23 protein-coding genes, 3 tRNA genes and 1 other RNA gene are annotated in these 21,710 nt (G+C 52.4%); 15 read left to right on the top strand and 12 right to left on the bottom strand.

Features of this window, described 5'->3' with window-relative positions:
- The first annotated feature begins 60 nt into the window (after positions 1-60).
- The 3 genes from ahpC (at position 61) to ACWXTG_RS01920 (ending at position 2,472) form a co-directional block, all read left to right on the top strand.
- Complete coding sequence (ahpC, locus tag ACWXTG_RS01930; RefSeq protein ID WP_309564982.1) at positions 61-630, top strand: alkyl hydroperoxide reductase subunit C; 570 nt, start codon at positions 61-63, stop codon at positions 628-630.
- Positions 631-729: 99 nt separating this feature from the next.
- Positions 730-2,283: an alkyl hydroperoxide reductase subunit F gene (gene ahpF, locus ACWXTG_RS01925; RefSeq protein ID WP_407994127.1), complete on the top strand. Its 1,554-nt coding sequence runs from the start codon at positions 730-732 to the stop codon at positions 2,281-2,283.
- A 114-nt stretch (positions 2,284-2,397) separates the two neighbouring features.
- Positions 2,398-2,472 (top strand) — tRNA-Arg (locus ACWXTG_RS01920).
- Between the two features lie 133 nt (positions 2,473-2,605).
- On the opposite strand, the gene ACWXTG_RS01915 is transcribed toward ACWXTG_RS01920, so the two are convergent.
- Both ACWXTG_RS01915 and ACWXTG_RS01910 read right to left on the bottom strand, forming a co-directional pair.
- Entirely contained in the window at positions 2,606-3,112 is a 507-nt protein-coding gene (locus tag ACWXTG_RS01915) for an FxDxF family PEP-CTERM protein (protein WP_309564978.1), read from the bottom strand.
- Positions 3,113-3,461: 349 nt separating this feature from the next.
- Positions 3,462-3,623: a hypothetical protein gene (locus tag ACWXTG_RS01910; RefSeq protein ID WP_407996017.1), complete on the bottom strand. Its 162-nt coding sequence runs from the start codon at positions 3,621-3,623 to the stop codon at positions 3,462-3,464.
- A gap of 66 nt (positions 3,624-3,689) precedes the next feature.
- Between ACWXTG_RS01910 and ACWXTG_RS01905 the strand changes: the two genes are divergently transcribed.
- From ACWXTG_RS01905 to ACWXTG_RS01885, 5 genes are all read left to right on the top strand, one after another.
- A complete protein-coding gene (locus ACWXTG_RS01905; RefSeq protein ID WP_480220499.1) occupies positions 3,690-3,857 on the top strand; it encodes a hypothetical protein in 168 nt (55 codons plus the stop codon).
- Positions 3,858-3,859: 2 nt separating this feature from the next.
- On the top strand, positions 3,860-4,741 hold the full coding sequence (locus tag ACWXTG_RS01900; protein WP_480220498.1) for a cytochrome c oxidase assembly protein: 882 nt from the start codon (positions 3,860-3,862) through the stop codon (positions 4,739-4,741).
- On the top strand, positions 4,654-5,238 hold the full coding sequence (locus ACWXTG_RS01895) for a DUF3293 domain-containing protein (protein ID WP_480220497.1): 585 nt from the start codon (positions 4,654-4,656) through the stop codon (positions 5,236-5,238). Before ACWXTG_RS01900 ends, ACWXTG_RS01895 begins: the two co-directional genes overlap by 88 nt.
- A 279-nt stretch (positions 5,239-5,517) precedes the next feature.
- Positions 5,518-5,682, top strand: coding sequence for a hypothetical protein (locus tag ACWXTG_RS01890; protein WP_309564966.1), 165 nt, complete (start codon positions 5,518-5,520; stop codon positions 5,680-5,682).
- A 100-nt stretch (positions 5,683-5,782) separates the two neighbouring features.
- Positions 5,783-5,956 carry a hypothetical protein gene (locus tag ACWXTG_RS01885; protein ID WP_480220496.1) on the top strand — a complete coding sequence of 58 codons (174 nt, stop codon included), beginning with the start codon at positions 5,783-5,785 and terminating at the stop codon, positions 5,954-5,956.
- A 428-nt stretch (positions 5,957-6,384) separates the two neighbouring features.
- Here the strand turns inward: ACWXTG_RS01885 and ACWXTG_RS01880 are convergent, their stop codons facing one another.
- Complete coding sequence (locus tag ACWXTG_RS01880; protein ID WP_480220495.1) at positions 6,385-6,651, bottom strand: hypothetical protein; 267 nt, start codon at positions 6,649-6,651, stop codon at positions 6,385-6,387.
- A gap of 164 nt (positions 6,652-6,815) precedes the next feature.
- Here ACWXTG_RS01880 and ACWXTG_RS01875 point away from each other — a divergent pair, with 164 nt between their 5' ends.
- Both ACWXTG_RS01875 and ACWXTG_RS01870 read left to right on the top strand, forming a co-directional pair.
- Positions 6,816-7,229, top strand: a complete 414-nt coding sequence (locus ACWXTG_RS01875) for a YgaP family membrane protein (protein WP_309564964.1) — start codon at positions 6,816-6,818, stop codon at positions 7,227-7,229.
- Positions 7,230-8,167: 938 nt separating this feature from the next.
- On the top strand, positions 8,168-8,470 hold the full coding sequence (locus tag ACWXTG_RS01870) for a hypothetical protein (RefSeq protein ID WP_309564963.1): 303 nt from the start codon (positions 8,168-8,170) through the stop codon (positions 8,468-8,470).
- Positions 8,471-8,516: 46 nt separating this feature from the next.
- On the opposite strand, the gene glgX is transcribed toward ACWXTG_RS01870, so the two are convergent.
- The 5 genes from glgX to ACWXTG_RS01845 form a co-directional block, all read right to left on the bottom strand.
- Complete coding sequence (gene glgX, locus ACWXTG_RS01865; protein WP_480220494.1) at positions 8,517-10,580, bottom strand: glycogen debranching protein GlgX; 2,064 nt, start codon at positions 10,578-10,580, stop codon at positions 8,517-8,519.
- Positions 10,581-10,806: 226 nt separating this feature from the next.
- Positions 10,807-11,013 (bottom strand): cold-shock protein, encoded by a 207-nt coding sequence (locus ACWXTG_RS01860; protein WP_309564961.1) that lies wholly within the window; start codon positions 11,011-11,013, stop codon positions 10,807-10,809.
- Between the two features lie 202 nt (positions 11,014-11,215).
- Complete coding sequence (locus ACWXTG_RS01855; RefSeq protein WP_309564960.1) at positions 11,216-11,602, bottom strand: surface-adhesin E family protein; 387 nt, start codon at positions 11,600-11,602, stop codon at positions 11,216-11,218.
- A 110-nt stretch (positions 11,603-11,712) separates the two neighbouring features.
- Positions 11,713-11,789, bottom strand: a tRNA-Asp gene (locus tag ACWXTG_RS01850).
- Between the two features lie 60 nt (positions 11,790-11,849).
- Positions 11,850-11,925, bottom strand: a tRNA-Val gene (locus tag ACWXTG_RS01845).
- 206 nt (positions 11,926-12,131) lie between these two features.
- Between ACWXTG_RS01845 and ACWXTG_RS01840 the strand changes: the two genes are divergently transcribed.
- On the top strand, positions 12,132-12,671 hold the full coding sequence (locus tag ACWXTG_RS01840) for a peroxiredoxin (RefSeq protein ID WP_480220493.1): 540 nt from the start codon (positions 12,132-12,134) through the stop codon (positions 12,669-12,671).
- Positions 12,672-12,721: 50 nt separating this feature from the next.
- Here ACWXTG_RS01840 and ACWXTG_RS01835 read toward each other — a convergent pair whose 3' ends face one another.
- A complete protein-coding gene (locus ACWXTG_RS01835) occupies positions 12,722-13,087 on the bottom strand; it encodes a thioredoxin family protein (RefSeq protein WP_309564958.1) in 366 nt (121 codons plus the stop codon).
- 482 nt (positions 13,088-13,569) lie between these two features.
- Between ACWXTG_RS01835 and ACWXTG_RS01830 the strand changes: the two genes are divergently transcribed.
- A complete protein-coding gene (locus ACWXTG_RS01830; protein WP_480220492.1) occupies positions 13,570-15,759 on the top strand; it encodes an HDOD domain-containing protein in 2,190 nt (729 codons plus the stop codon).
- Between the two features lie 10 nt (positions 15,760-15,769).
- Complete coding sequence (locus ACWXTG_RS01825) at positions 15,770-17,977, top strand: EAL domain-containing protein (RefSeq protein ID WP_309564956.1); 2,208 nt, start codon at positions 15,770-15,772, stop codon at positions 17,975-17,977.
- A gap of 165 nt (positions 17,978-18,142) precedes the next feature.
- Here ACWXTG_RS01825 and ACWXTG_RS01820 read toward each other — a convergent pair whose 3' ends face one another.
- Positions 18,143-18,658 (bottom strand): hypothetical protein, encoded by a 516-nt coding sequence (locus ACWXTG_RS01820; RefSeq protein WP_407996003.1) that lies wholly within the window; start codon positions 18,656-18,658, stop codon positions 18,143-18,145.
- Positions 18,659-19,090: 432 nt separating this feature from the next.
- Here ACWXTG_RS01820 and ACWXTG_RS01815 point away from each other — a divergent pair, with 432 nt between their 5' ends.
- A complete protein-coding gene (locus tag ACWXTG_RS01815) occupies positions 19,091-19,525 on the top strand; it encodes a DUF4142 domain-containing protein (RefSeq protein ID WP_480220491.1) in 435 nt (144 codons plus the stop codon).
- Between the two features lie 248 nt (positions 19,526-19,773).
- Complete coding sequence (locus ACWXTG_RS01810) at positions 19,774-20,016, top strand: hypothetical protein (protein ID WP_407994148.1); 243 nt, start codon at positions 19,774-19,776, stop codon at positions 20,014-20,016.
- Between the two features lie 271 nt (positions 20,017-20,287).
- Here ACWXTG_RS01810 and ssrA read toward each other — a convergent pair.
- Positions 20,288-20,648: a transfer-messenger RNA gene (gene ssrA / locus ACWXTG_RS01805) on the bottom strand.
- Between the two features lie 345 nt (positions 20,649-20,993).
- Complete coding sequence (locus ACWXTG_RS01800) at positions 20,994-21,437, bottom strand: hypothetical protein (protein ID WP_480220490.1); 444 nt, start codon at positions 21,435-21,437, stop codon at positions 20,994-20,996.
- Between the last annotated feature and the right edge of the window lie 273 nt (positions 21,438-21,710).

The raw sequence follows: 21,710 nt of genomic DNA, 5'->3' as shown, positions 1-21,710 counted from the left end.
TTAATCAACCAAATCCCCTAAACTGCAATCTCACTATTTCAACCACCCTAGGAGATTGCAATGACCACATCCCTTATCAATACCGAAATCAAGCCATTCAAGGCCACCGCATTCCACAACGGCGAATTTGTCACCGTCACCGATGCAGACTTGAAAGGCAAATGGACTGCCGTCGTGTTCTACCCAGCCGACTTCACTTTCGTTTGCCCCACAGAGTTGGGCGACATCGCCGACAACTACGATGAATTGCAAAAGTTGGGCGTTGAAGTGTACTCCGTCTCTACCGACACCCACTTCACGCACAAGGCTTGGCACGATACTTCGGATACCATCCGCAAGATCAAGTTCCCGATGATCGGCGACCCGACCGCCGCCATCACCCGCAACTTCGGCGTATTGCGCGAAGACCAGGGCCTGGCCGACCGCGGTACCTTCATCATTGATCCCAATGGCGTGATCCAGGCAATTGAAGTCACCGCAGAAGGCATTGGCCGCGACGCTTCCGACCTGGTGCGCAAGATCAAGGCCGCGCAATACGTTGCCAGCCACCCTGGTGAAGTCTGCCCAGCCAAGTGGAAAGAGGGCGAAGCCACATTGGCTCCATCCCTGGACCTCGTCGGCAAGATCTAACCGCTAGCCAAGCTGGACCGTGCCCGGGCAACCGCAAACTCCCTGCCTTTCTGCCCGGGCATTTTTTGCAGCAATATCAATACAGATTGAGAGCACATCATGTTGGACGCAAATATCAAGACACAATTAAAGGCTTATTTCGAAAAACTCACCCAGCCTATCGAAATCACCGCCTCTGTAGATGGCGGCGACAAATCGCGCGAGCTGCTGGAATTGCTTGACGACCTCAAGAGCCTGTCTTCCCGCATCACCGTCCAGCAAAGTGATGATGACACTCAGCGCAAGCCATCCTTCAGCTTGAACAGCCCAGGGAAAAACCTCGGCATCCGCTTTGCCGGGCTGCCCATGGGACACGAATTCACATCGCTCGTACTCGCGCTGTTGCAGGTCGGCGGGCATCCGCCCAAGGCAGAGCCGGAAGTCATCGAGCAAATCCGCAACCTCGAAGGCGAATTCAATTTCGAGACCTACATCTCGTTGAGCTGCCACAACTGTCCTGAAGTTGTACAAGCCATCAACCTGATGGCGGCCATCAACCCGAACATCCGCCACGTCATGATCGACGGCGCCTTGTTCCAGAAGGAAGTGGACGAGCGCAAGATCATGGCCGTGCCCACCATCTTCCTGAATGGGCAGGAGTTCGGCCACGGACGCATGGGCGTGCAGGAAATACTCAACAAGATCGACACCGGCGCGATCAAGAAAGAAGCGGAGAAACTTTCCGCCAAGGAGCCTTTCGACGTATTGATCGTCGGCGGCGGCCCTGCCGGCGCTTCTGCCGCCATCTACTCGGCCCGCAAAGGCATACGCACCGGCGTGGTCGCCGAGCGTTTCGGCGGGCAAGTCATGGACACCATGGCCATCGAGAACTTCATCTCGGTCAAGGAAACCGACGGCCCCAAGCTGGCTGCGGCATTGGAAGAACACGTCAAGAGCTACGACGTGGACATCATGAACCTGCAACGCGCAGCAGCCTTGGTGCCGGCGCATGACGACGGCTTCACCGAGGTCAGGCTCGAAAGCGGCGCCACGCTCAAGGCAAAGTCCGTCATCATCGCCACCGGCGCACGCTGGAGGGAAATCAACGTTCCCGGCGAAAAGGAATACCGCGGCCGCGGCGTGGCCTACTGCCCTCATTGTGACGGCCCCTTGTTCAAGGGCAGGAGCGTCGCCGTGATCGGCGGCGGCAATTCGGGCGTCGAAGCCGCGATTGACCTTGCGGGCATCGTCAAGGACGTCACCTTGATCGAATTCAACGGCGAATTGCGTGCCGACGCCGTGTTGCAGAAAAAACTGTTCAGCCTGCCCAACGTCACCGTCATCACCGGCGCGCAAACCACCGAGATCAACGGCGACGGCGAAAAGGTCAATGGCCTGACCTACACCAACCGGCAAACCGGCGAATCGCACCGCATCGACCTGGCTGCCGTATTCATCCAGATCGGCCTGGTGCCCAACACCGACTGGATCAAGGACACCATTACCCTGAGCAAATTCGGCGAGATCGAAGTGGATGACAAAGGCCAGACCTCGGAACCTGGCGTATTCGCCGCGGGCGACGTCACCACTGTGCCATTCAAGCAGATCATCATCGCAATGGGTGAAGGTTCAAAAGCCGCGTTAGGCGCTTTCGAGCACCTGATCCGCCACTAAACTGCAGCGGTACTCACGATACAAGGCCAAAAGCCGAAGATCGGCGCAACGGTCAAAAACCAAGCGAAACAGTACCGCTCAGGCTGCTTAGAAGGTAGAATAGCGGACTTGGATGTCCTCGTGGTGAAACGGATATCACCGGCCCCTCCTAAGGGTCAGTTTCAGGTTCGAGTCCTGACGGGGACACCAATTGACTGTCCAAACGAATTCAAAACCATCTACAGATAACGACCTTCGATAGAGTCTTCATCTGCTTCTGTTTCAAATCTGTCTTCAAAAAGCAAAAAAGCCACCCGAAGGTGGCTTTTATCAGGTTGGAGAATTAGCCCAGGTTTTTATTCCTGCGCATAGCGACAGCACCTATCAGTGCTAGACCGACACCCAGAAGTGCATATGAACCCGGCTCAGGCACGGCCTGAACGCTAATTGCACCGCTGTAGACCCCGCCAGCTACTCCATTGGCGGTGCCTTCTACATTGATGTAATAGTTTCCGGCCTCAAGATTGGCAAAAGTGAATTCGCCGCCAGCCACAGAACCTGCAAGCCATGTGTCAGAGCTGTTGTAGAGGCTGAAGCTGAGGTCGCTAAAGCCTAGAACGTTCACATCGCCGTTGGTAAGCGGCAAGTCGCTGAGCGAGAATGTGCCTGTGGAGACATCAGCCAAGCTGAAGTTGAAGGTATTGGTGAATGTAGTATCAGCGGCTACAGTATTGGTATAAGTATTGATACCAGCATGCAGTTCGCCAAGATCCACCACATCGGCGGCATACGCGCCAGAGGAAGCAACTATGAGCGTTGCGGAACCAATCGCTGTTTTGAGAATATTCATACAGACTCCTTAAAAGTTGTTGTCGATGAAATTCCCCCCAGACAAATTATAAACAGACCTGCCTCGCCACAAAGAACTTATAGTTATTCCTATATAACTTTCAAATAACCTCATCCTTAAAAATTTCCAGAATTAATAATATGCAAACCCTTGCTATCATTGCGTTCGCGGCTCTTTCCGCCGAGCTACACCGACCAGGTGCTATCTGCTGTGTATGAGGTCCCAATGGACTATGCTTTTCATGCATTCAGCAAGGTTTTATTACATTCCATTACCAAGATTAGCCCCGTTCGGAGAATGCAATTGCATCAATTCTGATGGCGTTTTGACCCCAAATCGAGGCGGATAATTATGTTTTCACATCCCGCAGGAATATTTCTGCCACCTTATTCAGCATGTTGCGCGCGGTAGATTCGTCATAGCGCTTATAGTGGCCCTCGCCAAGCAGGTTCACCAGTTGCTGCCAAGTATTGCTGGAGATTTTGCTGGGGGAATCGATACCCTGCGCCATGAACACTTTCCAGGTGTTGACAGCAATCTCCTGGGAAATGCGGTGGCCCTGCGCGCATGGCGGTAGGTGGAAACAAAGGATAAAGCGGATCCTGCCGGACGCAGGCAATCAAGCCGCGTCGAATCTCGCCAGGCTTTTGTCGCCTGGATTGCGCTCTTGAGCGGCATATTGTTTTCCATCGTGACCGCCATGTTATGGTTGACCGCCTGGCTGATTTCTCCCTGCTATCAATGAACATGCTATTCATTATCCTGTCCGTGGGTATCGCTTTTAGCCAAGAGGCAGAAGCTCATGGCCTTGCCGATATCCAGCCTTTGCCTTGGGTATGGACATTCGAGCCGTGGGTGCTTGCGTGCCTGCTGGCAAGCGCCTACGGTTACGGAAAAGGTGTTTTACGGCTGTGGCGCAAGGCCGGCATCGGCCATGGCGTCAGCCGCAGCCAGGCTGCCTGCTTTTCTTTCGGCTGGCTGGCCTTGGGCGTGGCGCTCTGCTCCCCGATCGATACGCTCAGCGGCTGGCTGTTTTCCGCGCATATGCTGCAGCATGAAATCCTCATGATTATTGCCGCCCCGCTGATAGTGGCGGGCCGCCCGCTCGGCGCATGGGCTTGGGCCTTGCCCGAGTCCTGCCGCCATCGGCTGCATTTTGCAACGCATATGCGCTGGCTCCGCCTCGGCTGGCGGGGGCTGACAGCCCCTTTGTCCGCCTGGTGGCTACATGCCTTGGCGCTCTGGCTATGGCATATCCCCGCGCTGTTCCAGGCGGCGCTCCGCAATGAAGGCATCCATGTGCTGCAACATGCCAGTTTCTTTCTATCCGCACTGTTGTTCTGGTGGGCAGTGATCAATGGGATGCATACTGCCCAGCGCGGATGGAGCATGTTGCTGGTATTTACCACCATGCTGCATACCGCAGCGCTTGGCACCCTGCTAACGCTCTCCACGGCGATATGGTATTCGGCCTATCTAAGGCCGACGACGGCATTGGGTTTGGACCTATTGGAAGATCAACAGCTTGGAGGCCTGATCATGTGGGTTCCAGCAAGCTTGGCTTATTTGCTGGTGGCGCTCTTTATCAGCTTGCGGTGGCTGCTTCCCCAGCCCGGAACCGACCGGTAGGCCGGATTGCCGCTTTATTTGTAAAACACTTTTGTCGACTAACTTTTTGGGACTCTTTCATGAATATCTCGCAAGCGCAAACCGTCCTATCGCCAGAATTGATTGAGGCATATCAGGATGCCGACTATGTGGTGAACCATGAGCAACAGGCCTTCGTAATGCGAATCGGCCTTGGCAGCCCGGAAATGAACATAATCCTAGAGCAGCATGCGGATACCGCCGCGGCCATCATTTCCGCGTTCAACCCGCTCAGCAAGCCAGCGGATGAGGCCATCAACATCCAAAACACCGAGAAACTGGGCAAGGAGCTCAGGAGCCGTCATCTTGAATTCAGGAAAGGCTTGGCAAGATCAAGGTCCAACCAGTGGCCTGAGGAAAATTTCGCAGTGATCGGCATAACCCTGGATTCTGCAATGGAGCTAGGCAGGCAGTATCACCAGAACGCCATTGTGTTTTACGAGAAATCCGGCATCGCACAATTAATTCTTCTGCGATAGAAAACTGCCCGCTATTGAAGCTTTTTTATTAAGAGCCCAAACATACCGATGCTTCCAGATAAAGCTGGTACTCGAATTGCGATATGCGTTTTGCGCGAAACAGCCAAGCAGCCGGTCCGTTGCGGAAATCTGACAAACCTATCAGCCAATGACGGATGAAGTGGTAAGCGCGAACGGCATAAAGTGGAATCACGTTGCTTTTAACCAATGATCCTCGCTCCAGATGAATTACATTTTCAGCAACGTACCGTCTGGACAAGGACCCAAAGGAGATAAACCATGGCAAATACTACACAAAACAAACAAGGCGGTACCCATGAGCAGCACGTCAAGGCTGGCAGCCAAAGCCACAAAAACCAGCCGCAGTCGGCAGGCAGCAATACCCGCGGCGGTAGCCGGGAGCAGCATGCCAAGGCAGGTAGCCAAAGCCATAAAAACCGCTAAGCAAGTGTAGGCATACATCAGCGAATGGGTCCACCCTTTGCTGATGCTCGCATGCAAAAGGAAAGCCCGCGATACGCGGGTTTTCTACTAAGAGGTTCATATGGACGCCGATAATATCCTTTCCCAGATCGTCTCCTCCAACCTGAGAATGCAAGACTTGTTGATCAGTGCATTGGAAGTAGTGCCAACGAATTGCGACCTGCATGAGAAAATTCATGAAGCAGTACAAGGCAACATAGCCTTGGTAGATAGCCTGTCGAAAGATCCTGAATAATCAAGGCAGTGCTAATAATGCCGTGTTTGAAAACTACACTCCAGACGCGGCCGCGCCGTGCTTAATTGACGCCCGGTTGTTGTGCATCCTTGCCTGATTCACGAAATCATCCCAGGGGCGATCTTTTTCAAGCGGGCGGGAACGCCGTTACTTAATGTAGTTTTCAACGCATCGACCATTCCCACGTCGGCCAATTTCACCTCTATAAGGAATTTCTGGCCACTAGCGGTTTCCATGGATCGGAAACCTACCGAGTGGAAGTCGCCAAATACTGCATCATGGAAGTTTGTGGGATATTTTCAGATGTTTCGACCACAGAGTATTTCCCTGAGGAATAGGCTTTTAAAGTAAACAGCCTTTTAGCGTTATCCGTGGCGATCACTATCCATTTCATGGAGAAACTCCATCTGATCCATTGCAAAATTTGATCAAAAGATTTGATCAATCAATTTAATGGCATATTGACGAGCCTGAAGTTTTGCCTCTTCCCAAGATGACAGGGGCTTAACCCAAGGATGATGCTCTATGCGGTCAATCAAGACGGAATAAGTGAACCCTGCATCAACAAAATTAGACCCTTTGATTTGCACATCGAAATCTTTGTACTTAAATGACTCTATCATTTTAGCCCCTATTATTGACTTTCTACGACCGAATTTAAGCAGCTCTCCTGAAAAATACATATCAGCGGACATCTATGTCGTTTGTCAGCAAAACCCTAGCAACTTGTAAGAATTAATAACTTAAAAATAAGCGCCATAATCTTGTTTATAAATTGACAATCTCAAAAAACCCCAGGAATTAAGCAGCATAAAAAAGGTCTTATTTGTTCAACAAATGACACTGCAAGGAAATCATCATGCCGACAGATAATCTTGAACTTAACAACAATACCGACCGGGTCCGCAATGCTACGTCCGATACCGTCAACGATGAGATTGACCGTCAAACCGATCGCAATATTGAAACGTTTTCCGCGCTCAGCGAAGAGGAAATAAAAGCGCGTATCCAGCAATTGGATAAGGAGTGGGATATTGAGAGGGTATTGGAAGTGAATGCCTCTACCCTATCCCTCGCAGGGTTGGCGCTTGGGGTATTCGTCAATAAGAGATGGCTTCTGTTGCCTGCCGGTGTATTAACTTTTTTGTTGCAGCATGGCCTTCAGGGGTGGTGCCCTCCACTGCCCATCTTGCGAAGGCTGGGAGTTCGAACCAGAAGCGAAATCGATCGGGAAAAGTACGCCCTGCTTGAATCGATCAGAGGCGCTCGATAAGAGGTGCTTGAACTAAATTAGTTTTAAGCCTGTCGCCATCAAAAGGATGAACAATACGACTACTGCGATGACAAACCAAAAGAAAAAATCGGGCTCCTTCATAATCAATAAATAATGCTTTGATAGGGTCTATACGCCTTTCAAATAGCATGAATTATTCGTGCTCAATGGCTGATCAGCCCAATCTCTTATTGTCCGTATATAAGCGAGCCTCGCCGGAAAGCTAGCTCGACCTGAGCCAATCAGCGGGATAATAATAGGAATATTGCTGCAAAGCCTCTATAGGATGAGGCTGATTTTCTTGCAGGAGAATTCTGACAGGCTGAGCCGGCAGCCCGTTACAAGAACGCACGCTGGCTCGCAAGACTCTAGGCCAGCTTACCGGCAAGAGAGTTGAAAGCAAGCCTTAGTGTTTTGGCTTTGATAAAGTTTGCTTTACAGTAGGCTTACAGCACCAAAAAATTGTATGTCAGCCAAGACATGGCAATAAACAAGATCGTAATTTCAGTCAGGCTAAATTTGAACATGATGCTTTTCCTTGTCGTCATGGTTAAGAGCATCATACCGCCGGCTGCCCAATGACTTGAAGGAGATGGCGTCCGATTTGCATGTCAGTCGTTTCTGAGTCATTACAGTCATGTTCGTGTTGCTTTTTATATATGCGAATTACATAACATCCATACGATTCTGTAGCGGTGCATAGTGGCCAGATTGAGAAATCCGGTAAAGACAGCCCTTCAAAGTATGATCAATCAGGATGGCCCCTCATACTCTCCTCTTTAATTTTTGCGTTACCGGCGTTATCAACTTCCAACAGCGGCACAATGCTTCCGCCTCCTCTTGTTCTGCTAAGCAATTCCTCTGCTTCAATCAGACGCTTTCTTACAGTACCCCTCACCTCACCGTGCTAGCTTGCCCTTTTTGAACCGGAGGTCGCCATGTCCAGCACTCGTTGCCAAAAATGCGGTAAGCAGACCGGTGCACTGAGCCTGTGGTGCCCATCTTGCGGATATAAAAAGGAAAGGCAAATAAAATGGTTTTGGGTGCTGGCGATTATATTGTCCACGCTGCTGTTTTTCGCCTATAAGAAAGCGCACACCTTTTCCGGCATGGCAATCCAGTATGACGACTCGGCAATCGCTGCATGTTGGGAAGACTACAACAGCAAGGCGCATGAAGACCCGATGAAGTCCTCAATCAAGATGTTCTGCAACAAGCTCGAAAACAGGAAAGCGGCATAAGCCAAGACTTGGCAATACTGAATACGCTTTATTTCTAGCGGCGCACCTACACGATCAGTTTGCCTTCGTAGACATAGATGGAGCGCGGCTCCAACTCCAACTCTTCCCCTTGCTGGTTGGGAATCGGCTTGAGCGGCGTATCCAGCAACAGCTTCCAATCATAACTATCGCAGTAGGGAATACGGGCAGGCACTGTCACATGCGAAGCATTGATCATGACCAATATCGCACGCCCTGTTTTGTCAGGAGGCACGAACTTGACTGTCATGGCTTTATTGCACGGATCATTCCAGTCCTCGTTGCTCATGGGTTCCCCGTTGACGTTGAACCAGGCCACGTCTGAGTTGCCATGCTCGTTCAGCTTGCCCGTGACAAATTCGGCACGCGAAATGGCGCTGTGCTTTTTGCGCAGTTGCGCCAGCTCCCCGACGAAATCGATCAAGGCGTCGTCGGCATTGTCCCAATTCACCCAGCCGATCTCGTTATCCTGGCAATAGGTATTGTTGTTGCCTTGCTGGCTATTGTTGAGCTCATCGCCCGCCAGCAACATGGGAATGCCTTGCGATAAAAACAGCGTAGTGAGGAAATTACGCTTTTGCTGGGCGCGAAGCGCCAATATCTCTTCCTGGTCGGTGTCCCCCTCGTGACCGCAGTTCCAGCTGTGGTTGTCATTGGCGCCGTCCTGGTTGTCCTCGCCATTCGCCTCGTTGTGCTTTTCGTTATAGGAAACGAGGTCGTGCAGGGTAAAACCGTCGTGCGCCGTGATGAAGTTCACACTGGACCATGGCCGCCGATGCTGGTCGTTGAACAAATCGCTCGAAGCGGCGAAACGGCTCGCAAAGCGGGACAACATGCTCTCCTTGCCCGCCCAGAAATCGCGGGTGACATCGCGATAGTCGCCGTTCCACTCGGAGAAGCCGGGCGGGAACGAGCCAAGCTGGAAGCCTCCCGGACCGACATCCCAAGGCTCGGCAATAAGCTTGCAGCGGGTCAATATCGGGTCTTGCAACATGGCATGGAACAATGCATGGTCCCGGCTGAAGCCGTTGTCGTTTCTGCCCAGTGTCAATGCCAGGTCGAAACGGAAGCCGTCGATACCGTAGACGGAAGCCCAAAGCCGCAGGCTGTCCATGATCATCTGCATCACTTTGGGATGAGAGGTGTTGAGCGCATTGCCACAGCCGGTGAGGTTGTCGTAATAGCGCGGATTGCCTGGCAGTTCCCTGTAATAACTCAGGTTGTCTATACCCTTCCAGCACAAGGTCGGGCCCAGGTGGTTGCCTTCGCAGGTATGGTTGTAGACCACGTCGAGTATCACCTCTATCCCGGCGTCGTGCAGGGCATCTACCGTCTTGGCGATCTCCTCAAGCGCGCCCGAGCCCAGGTAGGACGGCTCGGGAGCGAAATACGCCAAGGTGTTGTAGCCCCAGTAATTGGACAGGTTGCGGTCGAGGAGATGGCGGTCCTGCGCGAACGCATGAATAGGCATCAATTCGATGGCGGTGACGCCTATGCGCTGCAAATGGCTGATGATGGCGGAATCGCTGAGGGCGGCGAATGTCCCGCGGATATCGCCCGGGATGAGCGGGTGCTGCATCGTCAGGCCGCGCACATGGGCTTCGTATATGACGGTCTTGGGCCAGCGGATATCGGGCTTGGGAGACTTGACCAGGACATCGGGCTTGACCACGATGGCCTTGGGCATGAACTTGGCACTGTCGCGCTCGTCCATATGCAGGTCGGCATCCGGATCGTCGCTGATGGTGTAGCCAAACAGCGCATTGTCCCACTGGATCTCGCCTGAGAGTTTGCGTGCATAAGGATCAAGCAACAGCTTGTTGTGATTGAAGCGCAAACCTTCTGCCGGCGCCCAAACGCCATCTACCCTGTAGCCGTAGAGCTGCCCCGGTTTTACGCCCTCCAGGTAGCCATGCCAGACGCCATTCGTGCATTCCCGGAGGTTGATACGTTCGGTTTCCGATTCGCCATGCTCATCAAACAGGCACAACGTGACGCTGGCAGCATTATCGGAAAACAATGCGAAGTTTGTGCCCTTGCCATCGAAATAGGCACCACGAGGATAAGGTCTGCCTTCTTTGAGATTGCTCATGACATCATGGCCGGATTAATATAGCTCGACTGTAATAGGAGCAACTTAATACTGCCTATCGGAGGCTAGGCCGCAGCCATGTAGGAAATGATTACTTAATTTCCTTGGAAATCTCTATCGAGCCCTATAAGCGCTGCCCGTAAAAATGCCCGGACATGCCGGGCACTTGATGAACCGCATTGGAAATGCACAGGCATTCCAATAGTTCATTATTTTATATCAAGCACTATTCAGGCTTGATGTTGCTGGCTTGCTTGCCTTTAGGACCATCCGTCACGTCAAAGCTGACGCGCTGGTTTTCTGTCAGGCTCTTGTAGCCGCCTTCGTTCACAATAGCGGAGAAATGCGCAAACAAATCGCTGCCGCCTTCATCCGGCGTAATGAACCCAAAGCCCTTGCTATCGTTAAACCACTTAACTACACCTGTTGCCATAATTTATTCCATTCATTTCATTGTGGGGAAGGCGCCCCAAAAGTTTGTATTTCAAATTCTGTAAAAAAATCAAAGTTCAAACACCTTAGATTAGGTTTTACGTGCTTATTCCCGGTATGTCAATCAATAGTTGATGAATACATGTGAAATTCTCATTCACTGTTAAGATCGCGCGCAAAATAATATAGATCAGCACCGCCCGTCAGGACGATGGATTCACCATCCGCCTGACTTGGCACACCAGGCCTGCAATGGTCCTGGCATCTTCATCATGTTGAAGGGATTGGAATTCGCTGGTGCCTGTCGTCTGGCTCAACAACTTGCCTTTAGCGTCGAACGACGCCGTCGCAAGCGTGCGGTATGTCTGCTTGCTACAATCGAACTCCAGCTTCATCTGCTTGGCAACGGCCTGCTTGCCATATACCTCACGCTTGGCAAGTATTGAAGAATAAGCCCCTTTCTCGTCATAAGAATCCAGGTCCACCGACAACTCGGCCCCAGCTTTCTTGACCAACGACTCCCATTCCGTGGCCAGGGCGCTGGTTGGAGACAGGAACAAGGCTGCAGATAACAAGATGTATGGATACATATGCGTTAACTCCTGACAGTGAGCACGATGTTGCTATACATAAACGACCATGCATATCAGTCAAATGACGCATATAAAATAAAAAAGCGAACCCGAAGATTCGCTTTTTCTGGCGGAGCGGACGGGGCTCGAACCCGCGACCCCCGGCGTGACAGGCCGGTATTCTAACCAACTGAACTACCGCTCCATAACTCTGCACCAGGTTGTCACGCCTGATGGCTTTCCTGCTTTTTTCACCAGGCAAGGATGGTGGGTGATGACGGGGTCGAACCGCCGACATTCGCCTTGTAAGGGCGACGCTCTACCAACTGAGCTAATCACCCGTGCCTGACTGAGGAGCGGCATTCTACAGCATTTTTTTGATTTGGGAAGAGGCCGAATTAATTTTTTTGCACAAACCCCAACCTCAGTAAACAGGGGCTCAATCATTTCGCCCCGGCGCGTTATACTGATGTCATTCTATTTCAATTACTTGCCAGGCCGCTTGCCTGTATAGGCCGCCTTGCTTGCATACTCTTCCGGAGAAAACATGCTGAAAATTTTTTCTATCGTTATCGTGTTGGGCTTGGCGGCCCTCCTCATCTTCCGTTCCGCCCATGCCGCGCCCGTTCCCAAACCGGGATCGCCGGCGCCCAGCTTCACACTGCCGGATGCCAAGAAAGCACAGCACAGGCTCACGGATTATGCCGGCCAATGGCTGGTGCTGTACTTTTACCCCAAGGACGATACCCCGGGCTGCACCAAAGAAGCGTGCAGCTTCAGGGACGACCTGTTTCAATTGGAAAAACTCGGCGCAAAGGTGGTCGGCATCAGCGTAGACGACTCGGATTCGCATGCCAAGTTCGCCGAGAAATACAGCCTGCCCTTTCCCCTGCTCTCCGATGTGGACGGCAAAGTGGCGGACAGTTACGGCGCGTTGACCAACCTGGGCATCATCAAGATTGCAAAGCGCTATACCTTCCTGATCGACCCCAAGGGGAATATAGCCAAGACCTACCTGAGCGTGGACACTTCCCGCCATTCCCAAGAGATCATAGACGACCTGAAACAGCTCAAGACAACGCAGTGACAATAAAAAATGCCGGGCTATCCCGGCATTTTTATTGCGTATTTCCTAGCCTATGCCGACGCCTTTTCATTGAAGTGGCGATTGACTTCAGTCACATCGAAGGCGGCCCAGGCCTGGATCGCATTCTCCAGCTCGGCACGGCTCATTTCCCCGACTTGCGCATCCACCACGATCTGGTCGCGGATCGGCATCACTGCAGGAATCTGCTTCACGTTGAAATAATTGCTGATTTCCGGGTCCTCATCGACATTGACCATGGCGAACACCACATCAGGATGCGCCTCGGATGCAGCTTCGAAGACAGGCGTGAATGACACGCAGGGCTCGCACCACGGCGCCCAGAAATCGACGATCACAAACGCATTACTTTCTATCGCTTGCTTGAAGTTACTCTTGTTCAAATGCTGCACGGCCATGATCACTCCTCGGTTCTATCTCATCATTATCGTTACTTGGCGACTCTCATCGCCGCACCAGTCTAGAGGCAGGCAACCGTGCTTGCAATGTCAAAAACTCCCGCCATTGCCAGAGTGTTTTGACCAATCGATAGACCATACCTCGTTTCATGTCGATGCCATAAAAGGCCGTACAATGAAAAACCAGCTGGATCGGCTAAATAAAAGGCTTCCAAAGCCGTTATTGACTGAAGCGCCGAGATCCGTACGCAAAAAAGTATTAACTATCTTGAAATGCAATGTTAAAGTACTTTCTTAAGAAATATTAAAAGCGATTTATTGATAAACCTAAAATCAATCTTTAATGGCACAAGGCCCCTCACGCTATAACGCCGTCCACGCGGCTCGCACATCGAATAAAGTTCGGCACAATACTTATTACTCAAGCCGACAATAAGTGACTGGCCTACTATGCAAGACACCTAATGGGGAACGTTTAGAGAATGTGCAGTGCAGCAGGAGCCCAAATTGTTCTGAATAATGCCACAATCAGCGCATTACCTTCCGTTCCGCAAATCCTGACCAAGCTACTGGAAACGCTGCAGGACGAGAACTCTGGCCTGGAGCAACTGGCCAACCTGATTGAAATGGACGTCGTCATCAGCGCACGCGTGCTGGAGGTCGCCAATTCGGCGGCCTACCGCCGCGACCGCCATGCCGTGCTTTCGATCCGCAGCGGCATCATCATCCTCGGCTGGGACATGGTCAAGATGCTGACGCTCAGCATCATCTGCCAACGCATGTTCAACGACTACTATGAACAGAGCAACCAGGACATCGAGCATTATTGGTACCACTCCCTGCGTTGCGCCGTGATAGCCAAATCGCTTGCCACGCGCACCGGAGCCGCCTCCGCCGACGAAGCCTATGTCGCCGGGCTGCTGCACAACATCGGCAGGCTTGGCCTGCTCGCAGGATTCAAGAACAAATACCCGCCATTCTTCGCGATCGACGACTCATTGCCCGGCTACCTGGAAAGCGAGGTCGCCCATTTCGGCATCGACCATTGCGAACTCGGCGCCTGGATCATCCGCAACTGGAACATCAAATCCTTCCTTGAAGACGCGGTGGCGTACCATCATCTCCCTGCTGCGCAGGTGGAACACACGCCTGCCCTGGTCAAGATCGTCTACCTTGCCAACCTGCTGCTGACCGAACGCAGGTCGGAACGCCAATCGGCGCTGATCCTCGCCAACAAATGGTTCCAGCTCGACAGTACAGTCATCAACGACATCATGAGCCAGGGAATCTCCCAGGTGCACATCCTTTCCGACTCGCTTGGCATCAATATCGGCAATGCCCATACCAGCCAGCACAACTGGGACAAGCAGGAGCCGGACATCGAGGCTTTGGTACAGGCCCTAGGCAAGAACTTCAGCCCGACCCACGCTTCCTCATCCTCCAGCAAGAACAAGCTGGTCAAAGGCGTGATGGACACCGCCCTGATCAACCACCTCGAGTCCACCTGCGGCCAGGCAGAACAGCAAGACGGCTTTTTTGAGCTATTGTCCAAACTCTCCAAGCTGCTGTGCAATGCGCGGGAGGTGCTGTTGTTCGTGCCAGACGAGGCCAGGCAGCATCTCTCCGGCAAAGCCATTTCAGCCGACCAGGACTGGATCGAAAGCTTCCACCTTCCCATCAAGCCCGCCACCAGCATCATCACCGCGGCCTGGATCAAGAGGTCGCATTGCCATAGCTTCCAGGCTTTTGACGGGTTCAAGCCGTCGCTGCCGGACCAACAGATCATGCGGCTGTGCGGAGTGGGCGGCATCCTTTGCTTCCCGATGTTTGCAAAAGACACAATCGTCGGCGTCATGGTATTCGCGCTGGACCAGGCGGAATTCTTGATTGCAAAACAACAGCTGAATGTGCAATCCGCCCTAGCAAGAATCGTCGCTTCCCGCCTGGCGCCAGACCAAAATCCGGCAGAACCCGAGCTTGAGGCCGCCGTGCATGAGGAGCGCCTCAAGCGCTTCGTGCATGAAACCAGCACGCCTCTATCCACGATCAAGAACTACCTCGCCATCCTCGAGCAAAAGATGCTGCTGAACGGCATGCCCAATCGCGACATCGCGATCGTGAACGAAGAAATCGACCGGGTCGGCTCGCTAATCGGCAACCTCTACTCCAAGGAGCAGGATCATATTGCCGCCAGCACGGATATCAACGAATTGATCCAGGACATCGTCGCCCTGCATCGCCAGACCTACCTGCAGCCCGCTGGGGTAGAAGTTGCGCTGAACCTGCACCCCGGCCTGCCCAAGATTACGACCATCCCCTACCAATTACGGCAAGTGCTCGTCAACCTGATCCGCAATGCGGCGGAAGCCATGCACAACGGCGGCAAGCTCAGCATTTCCACCTTCGTGGAAAACCAGTCAGGCTCGGGCCAAGGCATCCTGATCCAGGTCAGCGACACCGGGCCCGGCATTCCCGAAAGCGTGCTCAGCAAGCTGTTCACGCCCGTAGAGACCACCAAGGGTGGGAAACACAGCGGCATCGGGCTGTCCATCAGCCACGATCTCGTCAAAGGGTTGTGCGGCAGCATTGCCTGCCGCACCTCCAGCGCGGGAACCAGCTTTGATATCCGCCTGCCCATCCAAGCCAGCCCGCAACCTGAGCTGATCAAATAAGGCAAACCCGATGGCCGCTTCCACCCCTTCGCAAGTCGTGAACAAACTGATGTCTAGGCCCAATGTATTGATTGTCGACGACAATGAGCGCCTGGCGCAAAGCCTGCAGCAATTGCTGCAATTACACGGTTACAACGCCGAAATGTGCTCATCTGGCGAGGACGCGCTGCAACTGGTCATGGACATCAAGTTCGACCTCATGCTGCTCGACCTCTCCATGCCCGATATGAACGGCTTCGACGTCCTGACCGAGCTCGCTACCCACACGGCCCCTCCTCCCGTCATTGTCATCAGCGGCACGAAAACCCTCAACGCCGCCATCGAAGCCATGCGCCTGGGAGCTTACGATTTCCTGCGCAAGCCATACCAGCCGGAAGAATTGCTGCATACGATTGAAAACGCGATCGAGAAATCGCGCCTGGAAACCCAGAATCGCAGCATCCACGCCAGGCTCGAGGAATCCGAAAACCTCTACCGCTACCTGGTCAACAGCTCGCCCGACATCATCTACACCCTGGATGACAGCGGACGCTTCACCTTCATCAACCACCGGGTAGAAACCCTGCTCGGCTACAGGCGCGAATCCCTGATCGGCAAGCACTACACGGAAATCATCTATAGCGATGATTTCGACCGCGCCTCCTATGCCTTCAATGAGCGCCGTACCGGCAACCGCGCCACACGCAACATCGAGCTGCGCTTGAAATGCAAGGACCGCGAAACTGAAGTGCGGCATTTTGAAATCAACTTCATCACCGTCGTCCTCAATGCGACCGGCACCTACGCCGGCACCCATGAGTCAGGCACCCCCTTCAGCGGCACCTATGGCGTCGCGCGCGACATCAGCGACCGCAAGAAGGTGGAAGAAGTCATCACCCGCCAGGCCTATCACGACACCCTGACAGGCCTGCCCAACCGCGCCCTGTTCAAGGACCGGCTCAATGTGGCCCTGAACCACGCCAAGCGCAACCAGCAGCAACTCGCTATCATGTTCCTTGACCTCGACCGCTTCAAATGGGTCAACGACACGTTGGGCCACTTTTACGGAGACGAGCTGCTCAAGCACGTTGCGCAACGCCTTTCAGGCTGTTTGCGCGCGCAGGACACCCTGGCGCGCATGGGCGGCGACGAGTTCACCCTGCTTTTGCATGACTTGCAGCAGCCCGACGACGCCAGCCTGGTCGCAGCCAAGATTGTGGAGGAACTCAAGCGCCCGTTCCTGCTGGACGAACGCGAAATCTTCATCTCGTCCAGCATCGGCATTGCGCTATACCCGGACCATGGCGACTCTATCGAAACACTGATCAAGAGCGCGGACATCGCCATGTACCACGTCAAGTGGCGTGGCAAGAACGGCTATCAATACTACGAAGCCAGCATGAACGCCATGTTCCACAAAAAGCTTTCCATGGAAAACGAGCTCAGGCGCGCGATCGAGAAAAAGCAAATCATCCTGCACTATCAGCCCCAGGTGGACGTGGAAACCCGCAAGATCATCGGCCTCGAAGCCCTGGCGCGCTGGCACCACCCCGAGCTCGGCATCATATCGCCCACGGAATTCATTCCCTTGGCCGAAGAAACCGGCCTCATCTTCTCGCTCAGCGAGATGCTGCTGGCAGAAGCCTGCCAGCAGATGCAGTCATGGGAGGAAGCAGGCTTGTTGAGCTTCAGGCTCGCCATCAACATCTCGCCCCAGCTGGTGGAGGAGGAAAACTTCGTCGCCAAAACGCTCAACTACATCCAGGCCCAGCACCTCAAACCGGAATTCTTCGAAATCGAGATCACCGAAAACCTGTTGGTCAGGGACCTCGAGAACACCGTCGCAAAACTCAAGGCGCTGGGCAAGCAAGGCATCAAAATCGCCTTGGATGATTTCGGCACCTGTTACTCCTCCCTCTCCTACCTCAGGCAATTCCCCATCCACAATATCAAGATCGATAAATCCTTCGTCGGCGACATCAACACCCATAACGAAAGCGTGCCCATCATCACGGCCATCTCGGGAATCGCCAAAGGCTTCAAACTGGACCTGATCGCAGAAGGCGTGGAAACCTTGCAGCAAATGAGAACCCTGCACAGGATGGGATGCAGCAAAATGCAGGGCTATCTGTTCAGCAAACCCCTGCCCGCTCAAAACATCACCAAATTGCTCAAGCACCAAGCCAACCTGTTCCAGAAGAACGGCGAGCCCAATGAGGCTTTGATCACCCAGCACTAATAAACATCAGCGATTTGGCCCTCGCTCCAGTTAGGAGAAATAAGCATACGGGGTGAGAAGCTCTTTGGTGGTTGCAAACCCAAGCTACCATTCAACTTTTCTTGGTTCCCAGATATGCAAAACGCGCCTTCAAGGCGCGTTTTGGCAACAAGGGCGAGGCCCTGATCAGGAATGGATATAATGGCCCTTATTGGATTCCCAGTCCTCAGCGAACCGACGGGAATCCTCATCGCTGCGGGAGCGGACGCCTATCAGTATCCCGCCCCTGTTCACGCCTTCCTCATATTCTTTGAGCCTGTCCTCAGGAATGGCCCAGCCCACCAAGGCTCCTACGATCCCTGCGGAGACGCCACCCGCGCCGGCGCCAGCCACTGCGGCCGCCAGGGGGCCAGCAATCACCAAGCCGAGCCCAGGCAGCGCCAACACTGTCCCGGTAGCGGCGATTGCGCCCGCAATCGCGCCGACAGAGGCGCCGATAGCCCCTCCTACCGCAGCGCCTTCAGCTGACTTGTTGCCTACCTCGGTAACAAGGGTCGTATCCTTGCCATAAAATCGTTCACGGGTCTCTTCCGACATGACAACATCGATCTCATCAGGCCGGTAACCAGCATTTGTAGCACTTAGATATGCGCGCTCGGCGCTATCCTTATCCTTGAATAATCCAGTTACAGTTCTTGTCATGGTATCTCCTAGATTTATATTTTGTTGATAAAACCCAGCGACATCACTATGAACCATTCGCGCCAAGGATGATGTACGAGAGAAGCTTGAAAAAGGGTAGGAGCTTAAGGAGGCGTGCGTAGGCGAAATGCACATCGCACAGTCTGGCTGGACCTGCGGATTATTCATGGATGAGATTGAGCTTGCCTATACCGGCAATGCGCCTTGATTGCATCACGGCATCTGGAGTACGACTATATTGTTAAATTCCGACATATCAATCAGACACCTTCTTATTAGTGCAATCATTTCAAAGTGATACGTTTCCCCTCTTCATTATCCAAGTGGGAGACCAGAATGAAAACACTGCCTTACGCATTAGCCAAGCCCTGCCTGATATTTGGGCTTGTATCATTGGTATACGCATCGTCCGGGATTGCCGCTGATCTATCCATGGCCGATAAGCACTTCATAGAAAATGCGGCTCAAGCGGACAAGGCGGAAATCGCAGCTAGTGAACTTGCCAAGACCAAGTCCAAGAATCCGGAAGTGCTCAAGTTTGCCAACACCATGATTACCGATCATAAGAAGGCATACAGCGAATTGAGCGACCTTGCCAAGCAGAAAGGCGTTGAAATCCCAACAGAACCAAGCCTAGTACAAAAAGGAAAGGCCAAATTGCTGGAAAGCAAAGACGGCAAGGATTTCGATGAAGCTTATGCAGAGGAAATAGGCGTGGCCGCACATGAAGATGCAGTCAAGCTGTTTGATGAAACCTCGAAAGAAGCGGACGATGCCGACGTCAAGAAATTGGCGTCCAAGACCTTGCCCACCCTGCAGCATCACTTAGCGGAAGCGCGAAACCTGCAGCGCAAGGTAAAGAAATAATCGAATAGCCTCACTCTGTATTAGGAAAGCAGGGTTCGCCCTGCTTTCCGTACATCCTTTCCGAGGTAGCGCGCCGGTAGGCCAATGATAGCCTGAAGAGACCATTGCTGAGCATGAGCAATGGAAACACCGCTCTCCATAGGGAAGCAATTAATTGAAAGCACTCACCATCTCGATTATTGCCATAATAATGCTTTTGCTGGTTAAGTGACGCACTTGGCCTCATGCTTTGAAAACGGCCCTACCTTATGACAGTACAATATCGAGTAATTGTGGAACAACTCCTTAAAACCCCAAGTACGTGGGGCGGCCCCAAATCAGCTTACTGGCCTTTGTTTTTCACGCCTTGGAGTGAAGATGCGCAGTATCATATCCTTGACGGTTTAAGACAGCATTTTCGCGAGCCTGAGTATCGGGTAGTCATTGAGGCATTATCTGAGTTACCGCAGGCTGATTCTGAGAAATCATCAAAATATGAGAATGGATTTTGAATGCTGTTTTTTAATGATGGAATTCGTAGTGCGAACTGATCTTGCCCCAATGTTTTCTTTCCCATAATCTCCTGCGGGAGATCGCTGACCGCTTCAAGACAATAGGCTGCTTTAAAAGCGTTAAACTTATTTGCATCAAATATAAATGGGTAAGTCCTGTTACCCAAAGTTATCTCATAACTCCTTGTTTGAAAGGAAATAAACAAAAACCCCGGAATCACTGGGATTACCGGGGTTTGTGTACCGCTTTGAATTGCGCTGAATTAGTATTTGGTGGAGCCGGGGGGAATCGAACCCCCGTCCGCAAGCCCTCCACAGACAGTTCTACATACTTAGCTGTGTTGTTTGATTTAACCTGATGCCCACCAACGAGCAAGCGAACAGCAGGCGAGTTACCTTGGATTTAATGTTGTATTAAGTAACCCAATACAACACGATCCTCTCTAAATGACGCTGCTGCGGTTACCCGCCCGGCCGAGAGGCCTTCCGGTGCAGCGTCCAGCCGGGATTAAGCGGCTAGAGCGTAAGTTTCGTCGTTTGCGACTATACTTGTTCTAGTTTATTTACGAGGTGACTAGGCCTCGGTATGCCCTGCGCTGCTTTGCAACCCACGTCGAAACCTGGTCGGCCCCTGATGGTTTAAAGCTATCGTATGACTCCCCTTGAGAATGAAAGTTCTCACGAGAGCCGGGATTATAACCTTTCTTCAGATTTCCCGCGCGCGTTTGTCATGTCTTGACGTTTGCCAAATGGGGATTGATATTGGATTATCAAGTAGCCAGGGGCTTTGTAGAGGAGTTGCTGATCGGCTCAACCATGAACCGGGAGCAATGTCTGGGGAGAAGCCATTAATATCCCGCCTGAGCCAACCAGCGCTACCAAGCATAAACGTGACTCTCACTGGCAAACATCGGCTTTTGTCTTACATTGTCCTTCAGGGAACACTGAAGACAGGTTTTGTCGCTTTGCCCGCTTAGTCAACCGGTCAACTGGTCTATCGAAGCCAACAAGGGCCATCCATCATGCAACCAGGAATATTCCAAGGGCGGATCAGAAATGATCACATAGACACGTTCTTCATTGTGCTCTTTAATAATCAACGCCTGGATCGCATGCCCCTGGGGAACCTCAAACCAGAGTGGAGCGTTGTCTTCGTCCTTTTCCATAAAGGCATGCACAGCCAGGCTCACGATCTCTGTGTCTAACTGTTTCCATTCACCTGCATCAAGCAACTCCTTGCGAGCCCATCCTCCTTGCAGGAACTCAGCAAGCTCGGGAGCGGTTTCCTCGTCACGCTTGCCCCACTTCAACCATTCGATTAGGCCCAACTTACGCTGTACGGGCAGATAAGCTTGGGGATCGGGAAAGTAAATCTCTAAATCCTCGCCCTTGGGATTGATGTATTTTACGCCGCCGGGCATAGGCTCACTCTGCGTAGGACATTAATTGGTAAAACACGAATAGCCCCACGCCATTGATCATTAACAGAATGAGCACCCAAATGCTAATTTCGGCGACTTCTTGTCGACTCAGCATACCAACCTCCTACGTAACGACTTAAGGTCAAGTGAGGTAAAACTGATACATCCAACAAATGACACCCATCAACAACGTCCCAATAAAAGCCAATCCCAGCGCAATCCAAGGTTCAAGCTCTGGTCGCATAGTGTCTCCCTTTAGGTTTTCCATTGTTT

It is taken from the genome of Methylobacillus sp. DLP286 (assembly GCF_056636515.1).
This window is presented reverse-complemented; position numbering and strand designations above follow the sequence as displayed.